Genomic DNA, 18,342 nt, shown 5'->3' with positions numbered 1-18,342 from the left:
TTTAATCATCCTCTTCTAACTCATACTCCAATATCTCATCTTTAAGGAGCAGATATTTTAAATAAGCTTCATCGCCTAAATAAGGAATATCAGTCTTAAATAATAAGGGATTGTTTTTACGTTCCGGATCTTTTACTCTTTCTATAAGTAAGCTATTATATCCTGTATTTTGTAATTCTACACCGTATATATTCTTATATAAAGCGTCCAAATTTTGCCCATAAGTCTTATAAATAGTTGATGATATGTTATGATTCGAATCCAACTTATATACATTACAATGAGGAATTTCTTGAATAACTACAGGCGAATGTGTTGCAACTAAACAAAAAGCTCCTACTTTATTAACTATTTCAGAAACAGCCCTAATGAAAGACTTGATCATAGGTGGGTGCATAAAAGTTTCAGGTTCATCAAATATTACCAAACTTCCTTGATTAACACAAAAAACTAGTTTAGTTAAATACAGTAGAATAGTAGCTTGACCCGAACTTAGTTTGCTAATCTTTTCGAAATCGGATAATTCAATGGTTCTATCACAAAAAGCGGCTCTAATATCCTGTGCCCACGGTTCAAAAGAAAAATAGCATAAAGCTTTTTCCCATAATTCAAGTTTTTCTTCAGATGCAACTAAGTCAAGAAGTAGAGACTGAATGTACCAACGAAAACTATCTCCAATATTAATTTCATGAATTTTATTATTTAATAATTTGTTGCTATCGTCTAGTAATTTCTTTTCCTCATTGTTTTTGTATTTTTCAACAAAAGAATTTTTAATTTCCTCTAAGTTTAATAATTCTAATTTATTTATTACAGTTTCTATTAAGGGGGTTTTTACAGATACAAATCCAACTTTTTCGTATATAATACTACCCTCTTGATCCTTATGCACGTCAGTTAGTTTTATATTATCAACTTCAATTACATTATCAAACGGACTTAGCGAAAAATGAATTAGCTGGGAAAAATTATTATCATTTTTAATATGTTTTTTAATAATTTCTTCTATTTTGTATGATTTCCCACTTCCATTGCCGCCAACAATTCCATAAACATTCATAGGTAAGTAAGAAGTTTTATCTTTCTCAAAAGTTATTTGACCTTTAGATACACCATTATCCTCAAATAAATACTTGATTTCTGAAACATTATCATCAACTGAATTTTTTAACCTAACATCATCAGAGTGAGTACTGCCTGGTTTTCCAAATATTGTTAATGGATGAAATATATCCCTTATTTCCTTTAACGTTGTTGTTCGTAAGAAAGAATTATAAAAGAAACTATTAAAGTAACCCTTGGGTGGGCGAAGATTAAGGCTTTCCCCTTTTAAGTCCGAATGTTCTTTATAATACTTAGAAATCCTTGATAACTCTTCAAGATTAAAAGAAAGGTCATTGACTCTTTCAAACCACTCTTTACGAACATTATACGGAAGATATTTTTTTAGAAATTCATAGTATCCTCTATTTCCTAGTGTACATAGATTTTCAATGTTTGGTTTTTCTTTCCCAGTGTTCATATACTTTATCATTTCTTCACTACGAGGATTACTATGTAGCGTGAATTCTTCCAACCAAACATTAATACTAAAGATTTGACGGTACCCATAATCATCCCAATTATCTTCTGATATAGAAACTTCGTTTATAAAATCACCAAAATTTTTAAAAGCAACAATACTACTCACATAATTTAATACTCTATCCTTCTTTTGGGCTATTCTAATGAAATGCAATTTAAAACAATCTTGATTATGTTGAAAATAATCCTGCTCCTCCTGCGATTCATCTAAGTTTTCCAATTTCAATAAGATATAGCTATCAGATAATTTAGATTTAGTTTTAAGTTCACCAATCATTATATAGTTAGCCAAGCTACTATCAGAATTTTGAAGATGACAAATAAGCAAGATTTTTCTAACATCGTATTTGTCATCTCTTCGCCAGAGTTCTAAATCAAAGTTAACCTTTATTTCATATCCCCCATCCCTCTTTACAGGCAAACCGTCAAACCAATCAATCTCATGATATTCTTTCTTCACTTGTTCAATAATATTCAAAATTTCCATAGTTTTGTTCATTATACCTTTAAATAATTCTATTTACTTTTATCAAATACTTTCTTCCGCTCCTCCATAAACTCAATCAACTCTTTCCTGAAGACTTCTTTTTCTTCTTCGGTCAATCCTTTTGAATTCATACGGAAAAGCAACTCAATATTATCTAGTTCATCAACTTTCTCCTCTGAGTTTCCAACTAGATAATCCACTGAAACATTCAAAATCTGTGCAATCTTAACTAAATTTTCCTGTGTTGGTTTTTTTACACCACGTTCCCATGAAGCATAGGCTGGTTGCGAAATTCCTAGTTTTTCCGCCACCTCTACTTGGGTTAGTCCTACTTGTCTCCTAAGTTCTTTTAAGCGTTCTGAAAATTCCATTTTAAACCTCTAAAAAAATTTTTCATTTTTTCAAAATAATTCCTTGACAGATATAACCATCAGTTATATAATATAAATATAGCTGTTAGTTATATCGGTTTTAAAAATAATAACGCCTAGCTTTCGGCATTACGATCATTGACAATTAAATAAAAAGTGCGTCTGACAACCAGAGGACTGATCATCAGAACATCACATAAACTTCGTACCTTTATTGTAAATGTTTTGATAGGAAAAGTCAAGTCCATTGATGGTTGAAGTGAAGATTTAAAACAAGTATTTGTGGGCTTCCACGCATTTCGGACTTTCGCACTTTTCCGAATAGTAAAGTGAACTGGTTGCGCAAAACGGCAATTCTGTTGCTCCTGCCCTCAATGTCTTTGCTGAAAAATTGGTACTTAAAAAATAAGAAATGAAAGGATAAATTACATGGCTAAAATTGGATTAAACTATGGAGAAAAACTACAAATTGTGAATAAAACCTATCGCGTTATTACAGACGGTCTGAACGTCCCAGAGATTCTTGGAAAACTGACTTTCCGTGGTATCGAAGGACTCGATATTATTTTTGAAGAAGATCACACACAACGAAATCCCGATAGATCATTTGTTCAGGTCAACACTGAAGAGATCCGCTGTGGGAGGATAAACTAAATAATAGGCCACGAAAAAGTCTCAACAGGAAAACTCCTTATGAAGTATTTTATGGTGAAATTGTGTCCTTAATTTGACAATTCAAGGACAAAACAAAGAAAAAAGGCTTATCCAAATTGGATAAACCCTGTTATATCAAGCTTTTACAAACTTCTTATGCTTTACCTTCTGAACCGAATACATCGATACGCTCTTCAACAGATGCTTGGATAGCTTTGACACCGTCAGCCAAGAATTTACGTGGGTCGAAGAGTTTCTTCTTGTCGTATTCTGCTTCGTTTGCTTCGTAGTCACGAGCAAATTTACGAGTTGCGTTAGCGAATGCGATTTGGCATTCAGTGTTAACGTTAACTTTTGCAACACCAAGTTTGATAGCTGCTTGGATTTGGTCATCAGGGATACCTGAACCACCGTGCAATACGATTGGGAATCCTGGTACAGCTTCAGTCAATTTTTGCAAGTGGTCAAGATGAAGACCTTTCCAGTTTGCAGGGTATGGACCGTGGATATTACCGATACCAGCTGCCAAGAAGTCGATACCAGTTGCAACCATTGCTTTAGCATCTTCGATTGGAGCCAATTCACCATCACCGATGATTCCGTCTTCTTCACCACCGATAGTTCCAACTTCAGCTTCTACTGATACACCATTTGCGTGAGCAAATTCTACAACTTTACGAGCTTTTTCAAGGTTTTCTTCAACTGGAAGGTGTGAACCATCAAACATAACTGAAGTATAGCCAACTTGGATACACTCAAGTGCATCTTCGTAGTGACCGTGGTCAAGGTGGATAGCTACTGGTACAGTGATACCCATTGATTCAACAAGGTTAGCGATCAAGTTGCGAGCAACTTTGTAACCACCCATATATTTAGCAGCACCCATTGAAGTTTGGATCAAAACTGGTGCCTTTTTAGCTTCTGCTGCGCGCAAGATAGCTTGAGTCCACTCAAGGTTATTTGTGTTAAATCCACCAACTGCATAACCATTGTCACGAGCTGCTTGGACAAATTTTTCTGCTGAAACGATTGCCATTTGTAATAGGCCTCCTCTTATTTTTTGTGGAATGAACCACTTACATTGTTTATTTTATCACTTTTTCATTAAAATTGCTAGTTTTTCCTGAAATTTTAAGTAATTCCCAAGCAATTTTTGAATTCAGGCATCTTCAGCTTCTTTGAGAAAATAAAAAAACTGACCAAAGTCAGCTAATCCTATGCGGAGAGAGGGACTTGAACCCTCACGACCTAAAGCGGTCACAGGATCCTTAGTCCTGCGCGTCTGCCAATTCCGCCATCCCCGCGATTGAGTACTTTACTAGTATAACAGGATAATCTCCACTTGTCAACACCTTTTTTCAAAACTTTTAAAAAGTATTTTCAAAAATAAAAGTGAGACAGGACTCGTAAACACTGCCCCATCTCACTCTTTTCATTAATGTTTTTCTAAATTGCGCAACATCTGATCAATCTTGTTACCGTACTCAATAGACTCATCTTTGACGAAGGTCAAGTCTGGAATCTTATACATCTTGAGGTTTCGGCCCAGTTCACGCTTAATGGTACCGGTTGCCTTTTCCAAGCCCAGCTGTGCCTTTTGATTATCCGAAGCCAAGTCACTCATGATACTATAGTAGACCTTGGCCATAGACAGATCGCCCAGCATTTGGACATCGGTAATAGTCACACCTTGGACACGTGGATCACGGACTTTCTTTTGCAAAATCTCATTGACTTCACGCTTGATTTCCATCCCTACACGGTCGGTACGAAAATGATTTGCCATAGAATTTCCTTTCTAATTTTTTCTTCTGCAATATGAGGCTGGGACAAAAGTCCTAGCCTCTCAATTGTCTTTGGATTATCGAGCAAGACGCAGTGGTTGAGTGGGCTCTATTACGCTGATTTCATCAGCTTTTACAGCCCTACTCAACTGTGCGGAGGTGGGACGACGAAATCGAATTCTAACGAATTAACGATTTCTGTCCCACTCTCATATTTTTAATTTTGGTTGAATGAAATTCGCTCTAAGCTCTTTGTGAAAAGGTGCTTGGGATAGAAGTATCGACTTCCACCCAATATGCTTTTTACTGGGAGTTTTCGGCGGAGTTCTCTTATTTCTTAATTTCTTCCATGATATAGGCTTCAATCGTATCATCCACTTGAATATCGTTATAGCCGTCAATCATGAGACCACCTTCGCGGCCGTTAGTGACTTCTTTCACATCATCCTTGAAGTGTTTCAAGCTAGCCAACTGACCGTCGTAAATCACGACACCATCACGGATGACACGAACCTTGGAATCACGGGTAACTTTACCATTGATAACCATAAATCCACCGATAGTACCAACCTTGGAAACTTTGAAAGTTTCGCGGATAAGGGCTTCCCCGATGATTTTTTCTTGGTATTCTGGGTCCAGCATTCCTTTCATGGCATCTTCCATTTCTTCGATAACCTTATAGATAATGCTGTGGAGACGGATTTCTACATCATCAGCTTCTGCTTGCTGGCGAGCTTGTGGTGTAGGGCGAACGTTAAATCCAATGATAAAGGCATTTGAAGCTTCTGCCAAAGTTACGTCGGATTCATTGATAGCACCAACCGCTGAGTGGACAATGGTGATCTTAACACCTTCCACTTCAATCTTCTGCAAGGAAGCAGCCAAGGCTTCTACAGAACCTTGTACGTCGGCTTTGATAATGACGTTAACAGACTTAACTTCACCAGCTTTGAGGGTATCAAAGAGATTTTCCAGACTGACACGATGAGTAGCTTGACGTTGCTTGAGAAGGGCACGTTTAGCACGTTCTTCACCGGCTGCACGCGCAGCTTTTTCATCTTCATAGACGGCAAAGTGGTCACCTGCCATCGGAGTTTCGTTGAGACCTGTGATAGAAACTGGCGTAGATGGACCTGCCACTTTGACACGACGACCTAAGTCATTGGTCATAGCACGGACACGTCCGAAGGTATTTCCAACAACGATTGGATCTTGAACATTCAGCGTACCTTGTTGGACAAGAAGGGTTGCAACTGCACCTTTTCCTTTATCCAAACGGGCTTCGATAACCGTACCGATAGCGCGAACAGTCGGATCTGCTTTGAGTTCTTGGATTTCTGCTACAAGAAGTACTGTTTCCAAGAGTTCATCGATGTTTTGGTTGAATTTAGCTGAGATTTCAACAAACTCAGAATCTCCACCCCAAGCAGTTGACATAACACCATGCTCAGCCAATTCACCAATCACGCGCTCAGGATTGGCACCTGGCTTATCGATCTTGTTGATGGCCACAATAATTGGCACATTAGCGGCTTTAGAGTGGTTAATCGCTTCAATAGTCTGAGGCATAACACCGTCATCAGCTGCTACGACCAAGATGGTAATATCGGTAACAGAAGCACCACGCGCACGCATCGAAGTAAAGGCCGCGTGTCCAGGCGTATCCAAGAAAGTAATCTTCTTGCCATTTTCCTCAATCTGGTAGGCACCGATATGCTGAGTGATACCACCCGCTTCACCTGTCGCAACGCGAGAGTTTCGTAGGGTATCCAAGAGGGTTGTTTTACCATGGTCAACGTGTCCCATGATGGTAACAACCGGCGGACGTTCCACTAATTCATCTGGATTGATATAGCCTTCTTCGACAAAGAAGCGCTCAATATCAGCCGTATCCACTTCTACCTTCTTCTTAGCTTCGATACCGTAATCCACCATTAGGAGCTCAATAGTATCACCGTCAAGAGATTGGTTTTGTGTTGCCATCACGCCCATCATAAAGAGCTTCTTAACAATTTCAGCTGGCTCGCGCTTGATTCGTTTTGCGATTTCCGCAACGGTCATGCCATCTGTGTATTCGAATTCGCTTGGCAACTCATGGAACTTGCGTTCTGTAACAGGTTTTGGAACCTGATTCTGGTTACCTTTTCCTTTTTTATTTTTCTTATTGTTATTCCAGTTACTGTTTCTTTGATTTCTCACTTGATTTTGACTATTTCGATTCTTTTGTTGTTTTCTTGGACCTTCTTCTTCGCGATCAAAATCATCGCGCTTCTTATCTGGTCGAGCTTGCTTTTTACGACGAGTATCTACCGCAGCTTGTGCTGGTGCAGGAGCAGCCGGTTGGACTGTTTCAGCCGGAGTAGCTTTAAATACTTCAGCAGTTGTTGTCTCTGCTTGAACTGGCTCTTTTCGTCTATTCTGGCGTTCTTGTGCCTCTTTAGCTGCTTGAGCTTGTTTGAAACGCTCCTCGCTAGAACGTGCATACTCCGCATTTTGCTCTGCCTTCAGAGCTGCTGCCCGAGCCTTAAAGTCAATTTTGGGACCTTGAGGCTGTGGGCGGTTCTGACCGGTAAATCCTTGATGATTCTGACCATTCCGACGGCCATCTTGACCACGATTATCACGACGGTCATTGCGACGCTCTTTGCGATCATTGTTAGCCTTGCGGTCATGACGATCACGCTCATTACTTTCCTTCTGGTCAGAATTTTGTGGCTTCCGATTTTGTTGCTGCTTACGACGCTCTGCTTGTTCCTTGGCACGTGCTTCACGCTCTGCCTTAAAATTTCGACTTTGTGGCCGAGCTGGAGCCGGTTTAGCAGGAGCTTCAGCTGCCGGTGCGTCGGCTACTTTTGGCTCTTCTTTTTTAACAGGGGCCACTTCTTTTTGGACTGGAGCAGCAGGTTTCTCAGCTACTTTTTTGGGTGCGGGCTGGACTGCCACTTCTTTCTCTGGAAGAGGCTTAGCAACTTCTTTAGTTGCGAAGCTAGCCTTAATGCGCTGACCTGCTTCTTCTTCTACACTGGAAGAATGGCTTTTGACTTCTAGGCCTAATTCCTTAGCCCGAGCTACTACCTCTTTACTTTCCTTCCCCAATTCTTTTGCGATTTCGTACAATCTAATTCTAGACAATTCTTGTCCTCCTCTTCTATTGCATAAGAGACCTCATTTTCTTTGTAAAACCAGCATCTGTGATGGCGGCTACTTTACGAGCTTTGCCAATCGCAGTGCTTAATTCCAGTGTTGAAAACACGGTTGACACTTCTATCTTGTAATAATGGCTTTTATCAGTAATCTTTTTTGTCAGATTTGGTCCGGCATCCTCAGCTAAAAAGATCAGATGAACCTTTCCTTCTTGGATGGCTTTGATGACCAATTCTTCTCCTGAAATGACGCGGCCAGCCCGCTGGGCCAAACCCAGCAAGTTTGCTAGTTTTTCTTTATTCAAGACCCAACTCTCTTCTCTTGACCTTGTGATCGACATAGGCAATCAGCTCGTCGTAGAAGCTTTCTTCTACTTCCATACTGAAACTACGGTTAAAGACCCGTTTTTTCTTGGCCTGCTGAGCTTCTTCATTATCTAGCTTGATATAAGCGCCCCGCCCATTGGCCTTGCCTGTTGGATCAATGAATACTTGACCTTCTTTATTCTTGACGATGCGCAACAGATCACGCTTGTCAATCACTTCATTTGACACAACTGATTTTCTTAAAGGGATTTTTCTTGTTTTTGCCATATCTGCCTCCCTTATTCTGCGGCTACTGCTTCACTTTCTTCGAGTTCGATTTCAGTTGCCACTTCTGTACCATCTGCCAGCTCTTCTGCTTCAAATCCTGCTGAAAGGGCATCGACTTCGGCTGGTACATAATCTTGGCCAAATCCACCAAGCTCGTTGGCTGCTTCCATTGCTTCAAATTCGCTGGCTGACTTGATATCAATTCTAAAGCCAGTCAAATGAGCTGCCAAACGAACGTTTTGACCACGACGGCCGATAGCCAGTGAAAGCTTATTATCCGGTACGACAACCAAAGCTCGCTTGTTGTCTTCTGCATGGAAGATAACTTGATCAACCTCAGCTGGAGCAATGGCATTATAGATGTACTCGGCTGGATCGGAAACCCATTCGATGACATCGATATTTTCCTCAGTCGGGATCATACGACCACTTTTGGCATCATATTTGGCTGGGTGGAATTTGCTGGTGATCTTCTTGATATTGGCACCACCACGTCCGACGATGGTTCCGATAGCATCCACGTTTGGATTGTGGCTGCGAACCGCTACCTTGGTCCGATCGCCCGCTTCACGAGACACGCTCATGATTTCAACAGTTCCGTCGTAAACCTCAGGAATTTCCTGCTCCATCAAGCGCTTGATCATTTCTGGATGGCTACGGCTAACGAAGACATTGACACCACGCGGATTGTCTTCTACCTTGTAGACAAAAACTTCGATGCGGTCATGAGAAGCAAAGACTTCACCAGGAATCTGGTCTTGTTTAGATAATTGTGCTTCAATCGTGCCTAGATTGACATAGATAAAACGATTATCAAAGCGCTCCACTGTTCCTGACATGATTTCATTTTCATGTTCTTTGTAGGTATTGTAAGTGATGGCGCGAGTTTGCTTACGCATCTTTTCCATGATGGTCTGCTTGGCAGATTGAGCTGCTACCCGTCCAAATTCAGCTGGCGCTTCTTCAAACTTGATCTTATCTCCCAACTCATAGGCAGAACTGATAGCCAAGGCGTCCTTGAGACTGATTTCCAAGCGGCTGTCAAAGACCTCGTCCACGACTTCACGGACAGTATAAACATGGAAATCACCTGTTTTTTCATTAAACTCAATGGCTGCGCTGTCTGCCTGACCGTAGCGACGACGATAAGCAGAGCGAAGGGATTCTGTCACTGCTTCGATAATATCTTCTTTTTTAATACCTTTGTCCTCTTCCAAAATACGGAAGGCCTCTAGCATTTCTTTACTCATCTTCATGTAACTTTTGCCGAAGCAAAAGTATTCCTTTCTTCATTATATTATTGCGATCTGTTACTAAAATTTAACGGCCAGTCTTGCTTTTGACACTAGACTATATGGAATTTCAACTTCTTTTTTGCGTGTTTTATCCATATATTCCATGAGCAAGACATCGTCTTCAAATCCAAGTAACGTTCCTTCGAAAACCTTATTTTTATCCAGTGCCTTATAAAGGCTTACATGGATATAGCTTCCAACTGCAGCTGCCACAGCTTCCTTGGTCTTCAGCGGACGCTCCAAGCCTGGGCTAGTCACTTCCAGAAAATACTGGTCAGGAAAAGGATCGGGCTTGATAGAGTCCAACAGAGGACTGATAATATCGGTCAAATCTGCTGTATCATTGACCGTAATCCCCTCGGGCTTGTCTACAAAAACACTGAGAACATAGTCACCGCCCATCTTGCCGTATTCAATATCTACTAATTCATAGGGTTCTTGGATGGCTGGCTCAATGACTTCTCTTACTAATTCAACAATTGTTGCGATAAGACTGCACCTCCTCACAGACAAGAGGCGAAGATACTTCCTCGCCTCTCTTTTATATTCACTAAAATGATTATAGCATAGTCTGCCTTGAAAATCAAGGGATATACTTTTATTTATCTAGAAAGCCTAAAATAGACTCAATCAGATCACTGCGACTAGCTGCCTCACTGATGGCTCGTCGATGCGCTCGTAGAGCCGCTCGAAGAGCTGCTCGAAGAGCTAGAGTGACTTTCCTCCTCGCTCGTGCTGCTTGAAGAGGATGATGGTTCTGTTCGCTCACTTGTACTAGAAGAGCTAGTGACCGTGCCATCTGTTACGTAGAACCTAATCTTGGTATTTGATTTCAATTTGATGCTTTGACCCGCTGCTGGAGACTGGGATATCACCAAATCAGCTTGACTTGACTCTACAGAACTATCGATAACACGCTCGATTCGAGACGCAGAAATTCCCATCTCCACCAGATAGGCCCGTGCATAGGCATAGGAAACTTGGAGATGGCCAAAGTCCGGCATTGGAACAGTAGTCACTGTTTTAGCAACGGTCAGAGTAATCTGTTTATTGGACGTCACATCATAAGAAGAGCCTGCAGCCGGGGTTTGGCTGATGACCACTCCTTCTTCAGCATCAGAACTTTCTTCTTCTACAATCTTGATCAGCTTCTCAGGAATATTGTAAGTACTTTTCAGATCTTCAATCGCCTCTGAGGACTTCTTACCAACATAATTTTCTACCGTAAAGGTTTTTGCTCCTTTGGAGACAATCAAATCTACTTTACTATTTTCACGACGTTGACTATTGGCTGGTGGATCTGTCTTGATGATCTTACCTTCCGCCACTTTATCACTGTAGTCCTCCTTGATCTCTCCTACCTCAAGACCCTTAGCAGTAATGGTCGAACGAGCTTCCGCCACTGTTTGACCTGCTACATCTGGAACCGTAGTATTGGCAGGACTCTTGTAGATCAGAAAGAAGAAGGCTGCAAAAACTAAGAGAATAGCTAAAAACATAACCTTGTATCTAGCTCTTAAATGACGTTTTTTCGGCTTTTTGACTGGAGCTTTCAAAACAGGTCTCTCTCTCTTCACATCAGCCGCAACTTTAGGAGCCACTGCTTCTGCGACAGGACTTGGAGCTGACTGAGGAATTGGAGGAACTTTTGGCAAAGTTTTAGTATCTGCCTTGGCCCCATCATCAAAGACCAGTTTCTTTTCATTTCGACGGTCATAAGATAGGCTACTGGACAAATCAACATACATCTCTGCAACGGATTGATAGCGATCGCTCAGCTTTTTAGCCGTTGCCTTAATGACCACATTTTCCAAGGCCTGAGGTACATTCGGATTTTCTGCGATGATTGAAGGCAGGGGCTTTTGGAAATGCTGCAAAGCTATCGTCACAGCACTATCTCCGTCATAAGGGATATGCCCTGTCAGCATCTCATAGAAAATAATCCCCATGGCATAAATATCGCTCTGAACAGTGGCTTTGGAGCCCCGTGCCTGCTCTGGCGAGAGATAATGCACCGACCCCAGCATCGAATTGGTCTGAGTCAGACTGGTCTCAGCGAAAGCCACGGCAATCCCAAAATCTGTCACCTTAGCATCGCCATCTGGTGTCAAGAGGACATTTTGTGGTTTTAGATCACGGTGGACAATCCCGCGTGTATGCGCCAGGCGCATAGCCAGTAGGATTTGCCCCATGATTCTAACTGCTTCTTCGTTTGAAAGTGGAGAATTTTCTTTGATATAGCGCTTAAGGTCAAGCCCAGACACATATTCCATGGCCAGATATTGCTGACCATCTTCTTCTCCAATATCGGAAATCCGGACAATGTAAGGATGATCCAAGTCCGCCATTGCTTTGGCTTCTCTTTGGAAGCGGGCAACTGCAATAGGATCCGTCTGATAATTGGTTCTAAGAACCTTTACAGCAACCTCTTCACCATCAAGTATCAGATCTCGGGCCAGATAGACATCTGCCATGCCTCCACGGCCAATCTGTTTGATGATTTTATATCGCCCGGCAAAGATCTTGCCGATTTGAATCATTCCTGTTCCTCCTTGTCAAAACGAACCAGAGCAACTGTGATATTATCCAGCCCTCCAGCATTGTTGGCAAAGCGAATTAAGGTTTCAGTTTTTTCAGATAGGCTGATATCGCTAGTGACAATATCATAAATTTCGCTGTCTGAAATCATATTGGTCAGACCGTCACTGTTGAGCAGAAGGTAATCACCATCTTCTAACGTGATCATGCCATAGTCAGGCTGCACTTCGTCTTTTTGACCGATAGATTGAGTGATAATATTCTTCTGCGGATGGCGTTCCGCCTCTTCTTGTGTAATCTGTCCAGCCTTGAGCAAAGCATTAACAAGTGAATGGTCACTGGTTAATTGGCTATATTCCTCACCACGAATCAAGCCAATGCGAGAATCACCAATATGAGCATAGATGGCTTGATTATCGATGATAGCCAAGGCTTCTAGCGTTGTGCCCATGCCCTTGTATTCTTCGTCCTGACCAAATTGGTGGATGCGCTGATTTTCTTGTTCCAAATGCTCTGCAAACCATTCACGGACTTGGTTTACTGAGTCAATCTGAGTATCAACCCATGCGGCACCCAGGTCTGTTACTGCCATTTCACTGGCAATGTTACCAGCTCTGTGACCACCCATACCATCAGCCAAGATAATCATGGTCTTGCCAGCCCGATTTACAAAAAGATTGGCATAATCTTGATTATTTGTCCGCTTTTGACCAACATCTGTTAATATTGAAATTTCCATACTGTCAGTTTCCTCCTCTTAGTCTGATATCTTCCTAAATTGACTGATAAAAAATCCATCGCTTCCGTATAATTCCGGCGTAATCAAAATACAGCCGTCTTTCACGATATCTTCTCTTTCATGTTCTAGTCTAACTTGCTCAAAATTTGGGTGTCTGTCCAAGAATCGCTTGACTACATCAAAATTCTCTGCAGACACAATCGTGCAAGTACTATAAGTTATTATACCACCTTTACGTAGACTTTGACAAACGCTGTCTAGTATATCCAGCTGAATTTTTTGTAAATTTTCAAAATCAGCGTTTTCTTTATTGTACTTAATGTCTGGTTTCCGGCGAATTAAACCGATACCAGAGCAGGGAGCGTCCACTAGGATTTTATCAAAAGCATTTGGTCCAAAAGTCTCAAATACCTTGGTCGCATCCAGCTTTTTAGTGGTGATTTTATCTGTCAAGCCTAGACGTTCTGCATTTTGACGAATCAAGTCCAGCTTATGGTCGTAAAGATCCAAGGCCATAATCTGACCACTCGTCAGATAAGAAGCCATGTGCACAGCCTTGCCACCCGGCGCACTGCAGGCATCTAAAATCTGCTCATGGCCCTCAATCTGCAAGGTCGGAGCAACTAGCTGGCTAGACTCGTCTTGAATAGTGATCAAGCCTTTTTCAAAGAACTCATGACCAGCAAAATGGCCTTGCTTCTTGACCAAGGCTGAAGGGGCTAAGAGCGAAGTTTCTGCCCCCAGAACTGCTTTAACCTCTTCCTTTCGAGCCAAATCTGTCACTCGGATACTGGCCTTGTTGCGCTCAAAGAGACTAGCAAAGATAGCTTCCGCGCGTTCTTCCCCGTATTCGTCAATCAACACCTTGACCAGCCAGACTGGCAGAGAGTACTGGACTGAGTAGCGCTTGTTCTTGCGTTTGATAGTAGTTGGATCAGCTGCGCCTTCCCGCTCGATTTTCCGCAGGATTGCATTGACATATTTTTCACTGCCACGCTTACGGCCCTTTGCAATCTCAACAGCTTCATTGACAACAGCATGCTGGGGGATTTTATCCAGATAGAGCATCTGATAAAGGCTGAGCTCAAGCAGGATATAAAGCCAAGCATCTAGCTTGTCTCTATCCTCCACCCAATGAGCCAGCTGCCATTCCAGAGTGATTTTCCGAGCAACTGTACCATAAACCAGCTCGGTAACCAAGCTTTTATCAGCTGAACTGAGGGTACTCTGTTTCAGCGCTTTGTTGAGGGCAATATTGGAATATGCTCCCTCTTCAAAAACTTCTTCCAGAATTTCAAGAGCAAGCTCTCGGGCTCTTTTTTGCTTACTTTCCAAATTCATCACCTACCGCTAAGTTTCGGCCCAGACCATTGAGAAAGTCCTTGATGTCCATCTTAGGCTTGCCGAATGGCTGCACCGTCTTTAGTGAAAGAGCTCCCTCCCCCGCTGCGACGACTAATTCTTTCTTGCTGATCGTCAGGATTTCACCCGGACGACCGCTGCCTTCTACTTGGCTAACTTCGTAAATCTTGAAGCGCTGGCCAGCTAGCAGGGTATGGGCCACTGGCCAAGGATTCATGCCCCGCACCTGATTGAAAATCTGACGACTGGTCTTTGTCCAATCAATCCGCTCTTGTTCTGGGCTGATATTGGGTGAAAAAGTCACCAGCTCTGGATTTTGAGGCTGAGCTTGAATCTCTCCCGCCACATAGGCTGGCAAGACTTCTAAAAGAAGGTCGCGGCCAATCACAGCTAATTTTTCAAAGAGAGTTCCGACATTATCAGACTCTTCAATAGCTGTTGCTCGACTGGCAATCATATCACCAGCATCCATCTCCTTGACCATCTCCATAATGGTCACACCTGCTTCTTGGTCACCATTTATCAAGGCATAATGAATAGGCGCTCCGCCACGGTATTTGGGCAAGAGAGACGCATGGACATTCACTGCAAAGTTAACGCTATCCAGCAAACGGCTAGGCAGAAATTGACCAAAGGCTGCTGTCACGATGCCGTCAGCTCCCAAGTTCATAATCTCTTCCAACTCAGCGCTTTTAGCTAACTTTTCTGGCTGATAAACTGGCAAGCCGTTAGCTAAAGCCACTTCCTTAACCGGTGTCATGCGGATTTCCTTTTTGCGGCCCACCGCTCGGTCTGGCTGAGTAACTACCGCTAAAATTTCATATTGTTCGCTTTCCAGCAGGCCTTTTAAGACCGTTGCTGAAAAGTCAGGCGTTCCCATAAAAATTAATTTCACTGTCATTTCCTCAAATCTGTCGCAAAATCCCGTCACCTGCGACTGTTTTTCTTTCTATTATATCAAAAAAGCGAGCAAAGCTGATAGCTCTCGCTCACTTTCGCCATCAGATAAAATTCTGGGGTTCATTATCAATACTGAGCCGCAGGTCCTTGTTTTCCGCTTGCTGCGTTAGTTCCAAGACCCGATTGAGCGTAGCTTGCAGATCATCCTCAAAGCGATACTTCAGTAAAATCTGATAGTGATAGAGATTGTGGGTTCGAGCAATGGGTTTGGGTGTGGGACCCAAAATTTGCACCTTGTCCGACAGGCCACTCCGTAAAATATCCATGACCTGATAAGATTTCTTGACTACCGTTTCCTCATCCTTGTGGGATAGGGTCAGCCCGACTGTATAGTAATAAGGCGGATAGCCCAACTGCCGTCGAATTCCCATTTCATAGGCGTAAAAACCTTCGTAATCCTGCTTTCTGGCAAAGTCAATGGCATAGTGCTGAGGATTGTAAGACTGGATAAATACTTGCCCAGCTTTTTCAGCCCGACCTGCCCGACCTGCCACCTGAGTCAGCAGTTGAAAAGTCCGCTCAGAAGAGCGAAAATCTGGCAAATTCAGAGCCGTGTCCGCATTAATGACACCGACCAAGGTCACATTAGGAAAATCCAGTCCCTTGGCAATCATCTGAGTTCCCAGCAGAATATCTGCCCGCCCCTGACCAAAGGCCTCTAGGATTTCTTCGTGACTGCCTTTCTTACGAGTCGTATCCACATCCATCCGCAGAATACGAGCTTCTGGAAAGAGAGTCGCCAGCTCATCATAGGCTTTCTGCGTTCCTGTACCATAGTAGCGAATGCTGCGACTGGCACAATTAGGACAGGTTTGCGGAATGTCCTTGGTGAAGCCGCAGTAGTGACAGTTCATGGTCTTGGTATCCATATGCAAGGTCAGAGAAATATCACAGTTGGGACAGGTGTCCACCGTGCCACATTCTCGACACATGACAAAGCTGGAATAACCTCGCCTGTTGAGCATGAGAACCGTCTGCTCACCCTTATCCAGACGATCCTGAATAGCTTCTAGCAGGACTGGTGTGAAATTGCTAGCTTCATTTTGCCCGATATAATCTCGGAAGTCCACCACTTGAACCTGAGGAATCTGCGCCAGCGGATTAGCCCGCTTGGTCAGCTGCAAAAAGTCATAGACGCCACGGCTGGCTCTGGCCCTGCTTTCCAAACTCGGAGTCGCCGAACCCAGCACCAAGACAGCTTGATTGTAACGAGCTCGCAGGAGAGCCACCTCTCTAGCATGGTAGCGAGGATTGGAATCCTGCTTGTAGGAAGACTCATGCTCCTCGTCAATGATGATGGCTCCGATATTTGTCAGCGGAGCGAAGATGGCCGAACGAGCACCAACAACGACCTGAGCTTCTCCCCGCTCCACCTTGCGCCATTCATCGTACTTCTCACCGTCAGATAGGCCTGAATGCAAAATAGCCACCTTGTCACCAAAACGCGAGATAAAACGGTCGGTCACCTGAGGAGTCAAAGAAATTTCCGGCACCAGCATAATCGCTGTCTTTCCTTGACTTAGAGCCTCCTCAATCACCTTGAGATAAACTTCGGTCTTGCCGCTCCCCGTCACTCCTTCTAGCAAAACGGGCTGAGCGTCAGCTTGGCCGATTTTTTCACAAATCGCAGTGACCGCGGCTGCCTGCTCCTCATTGAGAACCAGCTTCTTATCCTGTCGCTCCTTTTGGAAATGCGCCGCAGACCGACTGACCTCTCTCTCCTCTGTATGGAGAAGCTCCTTTTCTAAGAGAATGTTGACCACTGCAGGCGAAAAGAGTTTGCGTAAATCTTTGAGAAGACCTGATTGCGGATTTTCCAGCAGATAAGTCTGAAGTTCCTGCTGCTTTTTCGCTCGGGCAGAAGGCAGAAACTGAGTCAATTTCTCTCTATCCACCTGATACCAAGTTTCTGTCTTGATATGCTTACGGTCCGTCGCTTGGTATTCCAAGCGAATCTTACTAGCCTGAGTCAACCGCATGAGCTTGGACTGACTTTTCTTGTCCAAATCAGAAAAACGAAGACTAGCTTCCTGACCAAAAATGGCCTGCCGCTCCTCAGAAGAAAGCTGCTCCGTTGGATAAAGCAGCTTGTCATAGCTGGAATTAAGAAGACTCGGCAACATGGCCTTCAAGATGGAAATTTTATAGGAAAAGACAGACTGGCGCAGCTGGTCGGCTAACCAGAGCTGCTCGGCATTGAGAACCGGCCTAAAGTCAAGAACTTCAGCAATATCTTTCAATTCTCCGATATGCCCCGCCAGATCTTTAGCTTCCTCATCAGACAAGCCAACAATCAGCCCCTGAATCAACCGACCGCCCTTGCCAAAAGGCACATGCACCCGCATCCCAGCTTCTAGCATCCCAGAAAACTCCTCTGGAACCGCATAGCTGTATGGTTTATCCGTCTGCATCAGAGGAACATCGACAATAACCTTGGCAACTTTCACACTCTCACCCCGCTTTCCCTAAACGAAAAATAAGATTGAGTAACCCCAACCTTAAATTTTCTCACCCTCTTCTTTTTCTTTGGCAATTTGTTCTTTGATCTTGCGCTCTTCTTCTTCTTTACGCAAACGTTCTTCTTCCGCACGACGGCGAACTGCTTCGCGTTTTCCTTCTGGATCTGGGTGAATCACAACATTACCAGATTCAATTTCTTCCAAAGCACGTAGCGTTGACTTCACTGACTTGAAGTCCTGAGTTGGCTTAGCGCCAGCTTCTAGCTCATGGGCACGCTTAGCTTCTAAGATAACCAAAGAATATTTTGACGGCACCTTGTCTAACAAGGTATCAATAGACGGTTTTAACATCATAACTATTTACCTAATTTC

15 protein-coding genes, 1 tRNA gene and 1 pseudogene are annotated in these 18,342 nt (G+C 43.0%); 1 reads left to right on the top strand and 16 read right to left on the bottom strand.

The window, feature by feature from the left end:
- Window position 1: 1 nt before the first annotated feature.
- Both D8793_RS06030 and relB read right to left on the bottom strand, forming a co-directional pair.
- Window positions 2-2,083: an AAA family ATPase gene (locus D8793_RS06030; protein ID WP_260471121.1), complete on the bottom strand. Its 2,082-nt coding sequence runs from the start codon at window positions 2,081-2,083 to the stop codon at window positions 2-4.
- A 17-nt stretch (window positions 2,084-2,100) separates the two neighbouring features.
- The gene (gene relB / locus D8793_RS06025; RefSeq protein ID WP_125371548.1) at window positions 2,101-2,442 is read right to left on the bottom strand and encodes a type II toxin-antitoxin system RelB family anti-toxin; all 342 of its coding nucleotides are present in this window, start codon (window positions 2,440-2,442) and stop codon (window positions 2,101-2,103) included.
- A gap of 429 nt (window positions 2,443-2,871) precedes the next feature.
- Here relB and D8793_RS06015 point away from each other — a divergent pair.
- Window positions 2,872-3,078 (top strand): annotated as a pseudogene (locus tag D8793_RS06015) (conjugal transfer protein); the annotation flags it as partial.
- Window positions 3,079-3,250: 172 nt separating this feature from the next.
- Here D8793_RS06015 and D8793_RS06010 read toward each other — a convergent pair.
- The 14 genes from D8793_RS06010 to rpoZ form a co-directional block, all read right to left on the bottom strand.
- On the bottom strand, window positions 3,251-4,132 hold the full coding sequence (locus D8793_RS06010) for a class II fructose-bisphosphate aldolase (RefSeq protein ID WP_001019005.1): 882 nt from the start codon (window positions 4,130-4,132) through the stop codon (window positions 3,251-3,253).
- A 182-nt stretch (window positions 4,133-4,314) separates the two neighbouring features.
- Window positions 4,315-4,400, bottom strand: a tRNA-Leu gene (locus D8793_RS06005).
- Window positions 4,401-4,531: 131 nt separating this feature from the next.
- Window positions 4,532-4,882: a 30S ribosome-binding factor RbfA gene (rbfA, locus tag D8793_RS06000; RefSeq protein ID WP_005590924.1), complete on the bottom strand. Its 351-nt coding sequence runs from the start codon at window positions 4,880-4,882 to the stop codon at window positions 4,532-4,534.
- Window positions 4,883-5,210: 328 nt separating this feature from the next.
- The gene (gene infB / locus D8793_RS05990; RefSeq protein WP_125371547.1) at window positions 5,211-8,012 is read right to left on the bottom strand and encodes a translation initiation factor IF-2; all 2,802 of its coding nucleotides are present in this window, start codon (window positions 8,010-8,012) and stop codon (window positions 5,211-5,213) included.
- A 16-nt stretch (window positions 8,013-8,028) separates the two neighbouring features.
- Window positions 8,029-8,328, bottom strand: coding sequence for a YlxQ-related RNA-binding protein (locus tag D8793_RS05985; RefSeq protein ID WP_045498840.1), 300 nt, complete (start codon window positions 8,326-8,328; stop codon window positions 8,029-8,031).
- Complete coding sequence (rnpM, locus tag D8793_RS05980; protein WP_045498837.1) at window positions 8,321-8,617, bottom strand: RNase P modulator RnpM; 297 nt, start codon at window positions 8,615-8,617, stop codon at window positions 8,321-8,323. Before rnpM ends, D8793_RS05985 begins: the two co-directional genes overlap by 8 nt.
- Window positions 8,618-8,628: 11 nt before the next feature.
- On the bottom strand, window positions 8,629-9,867 hold the full coding sequence (gene nusA / locus D8793_RS05975; RefSeq protein WP_260471120.1) for a transcription termination factor NusA: 1,239 nt from the start codon (window positions 9,865-9,867) through the stop codon (window positions 8,629-8,631).
- A gap of 63 nt (window positions 9,868-9,930) precedes the next feature.
- On the bottom strand, window positions 9,931-10,419 hold the full coding sequence (gene rimP / locus D8793_RS05970; protein WP_185761049.1) for a ribosome maturation factor RimP: 489 nt from the start codon (window positions 10,417-10,419) through the stop codon (window positions 9,931-9,933).
- Between the two features lie 146 nt (window positions 10,420-10,565).
- Window positions 10,566-12,452 (bottom strand): Stk1 family PASTA domain-containing Ser/Thr kinase, encoded by a 1,887-nt coding sequence (pknB, locus tag D8793_RS05965; RefSeq protein ID WP_125371544.1) that lies wholly within the window; start codon window positions 12,450-12,452, stop codon window positions 10,566-10,568.
- A complete protein-coding gene (locus tag D8793_RS05960; RefSeq protein WP_045498827.1) occupies window positions 12,449-13,189 on the bottom strand; it encodes a Stp1/IreP family PP2C-type Ser/Thr phosphatase in 741 nt (246 codons plus the stop codon). The genes pknB and D8793_RS05960 overlap by 4 nt, the downstream gene beginning before the upstream one ends.
- Window positions 13,190-13,207: 18 nt before the next feature.
- Entirely contained in the window at window positions 13,208-14,524 is a 1,317-nt protein-coding gene (gene rsmB, locus D8793_RS05955; RefSeq protein WP_185761047.1) for a 16S rRNA (cytosine(967)-C(5))-methyltransferase RsmB, read from the bottom strand.
- The gene (gene fmt, locus D8793_RS05950; protein ID WP_125371542.1) at window positions 14,514-15,452 is read right to left on the bottom strand and encodes a methionyl-tRNA formyltransferase; all 939 of its coding nucleotides are present in this window, start codon (window positions 15,450-15,452) and stop codon (window positions 14,514-14,516) included. Before fmt ends, rsmB begins: the two co-directional genes overlap by 11 nt.
- A 100-nt stretch (window positions 15,453-15,552) precedes the next feature.
- Entirely contained in the window at window positions 15,553-17,958 is a 2,406-nt protein-coding gene (locus D8793_RS05945; RefSeq protein ID WP_125371541.1) for a primosomal protein N', read from the bottom strand.
- 51 nt (window positions 17,959-18,009) lie between these two features.
- Window positions 18,010-18,324, bottom strand: a complete 315-nt coding sequence (rpoZ, locus tag D8793_RS05940) for a DNA-directed RNA polymerase subunit omega (protein WP_005590937.1) — start codon at window positions 18,322-18,324, stop codon at window positions 18,010-18,012.
- Between the last annotated feature and the right edge of the window lie 18 nt (window positions 18,325-18,342).

It is taken from the genome of Streptococcus cristatus (assembly GCF_003943465.1).
GTDB lineage: Bacteria > Bacillota > Bacilli > Lactobacillales > Streptococcaceae > Streptococcus > Streptococcus cristatus_C.
Note: the sequence above shows the minus strand (reverse complement) of the source record. Positions and strands in the feature narration are given on the sequence as shown.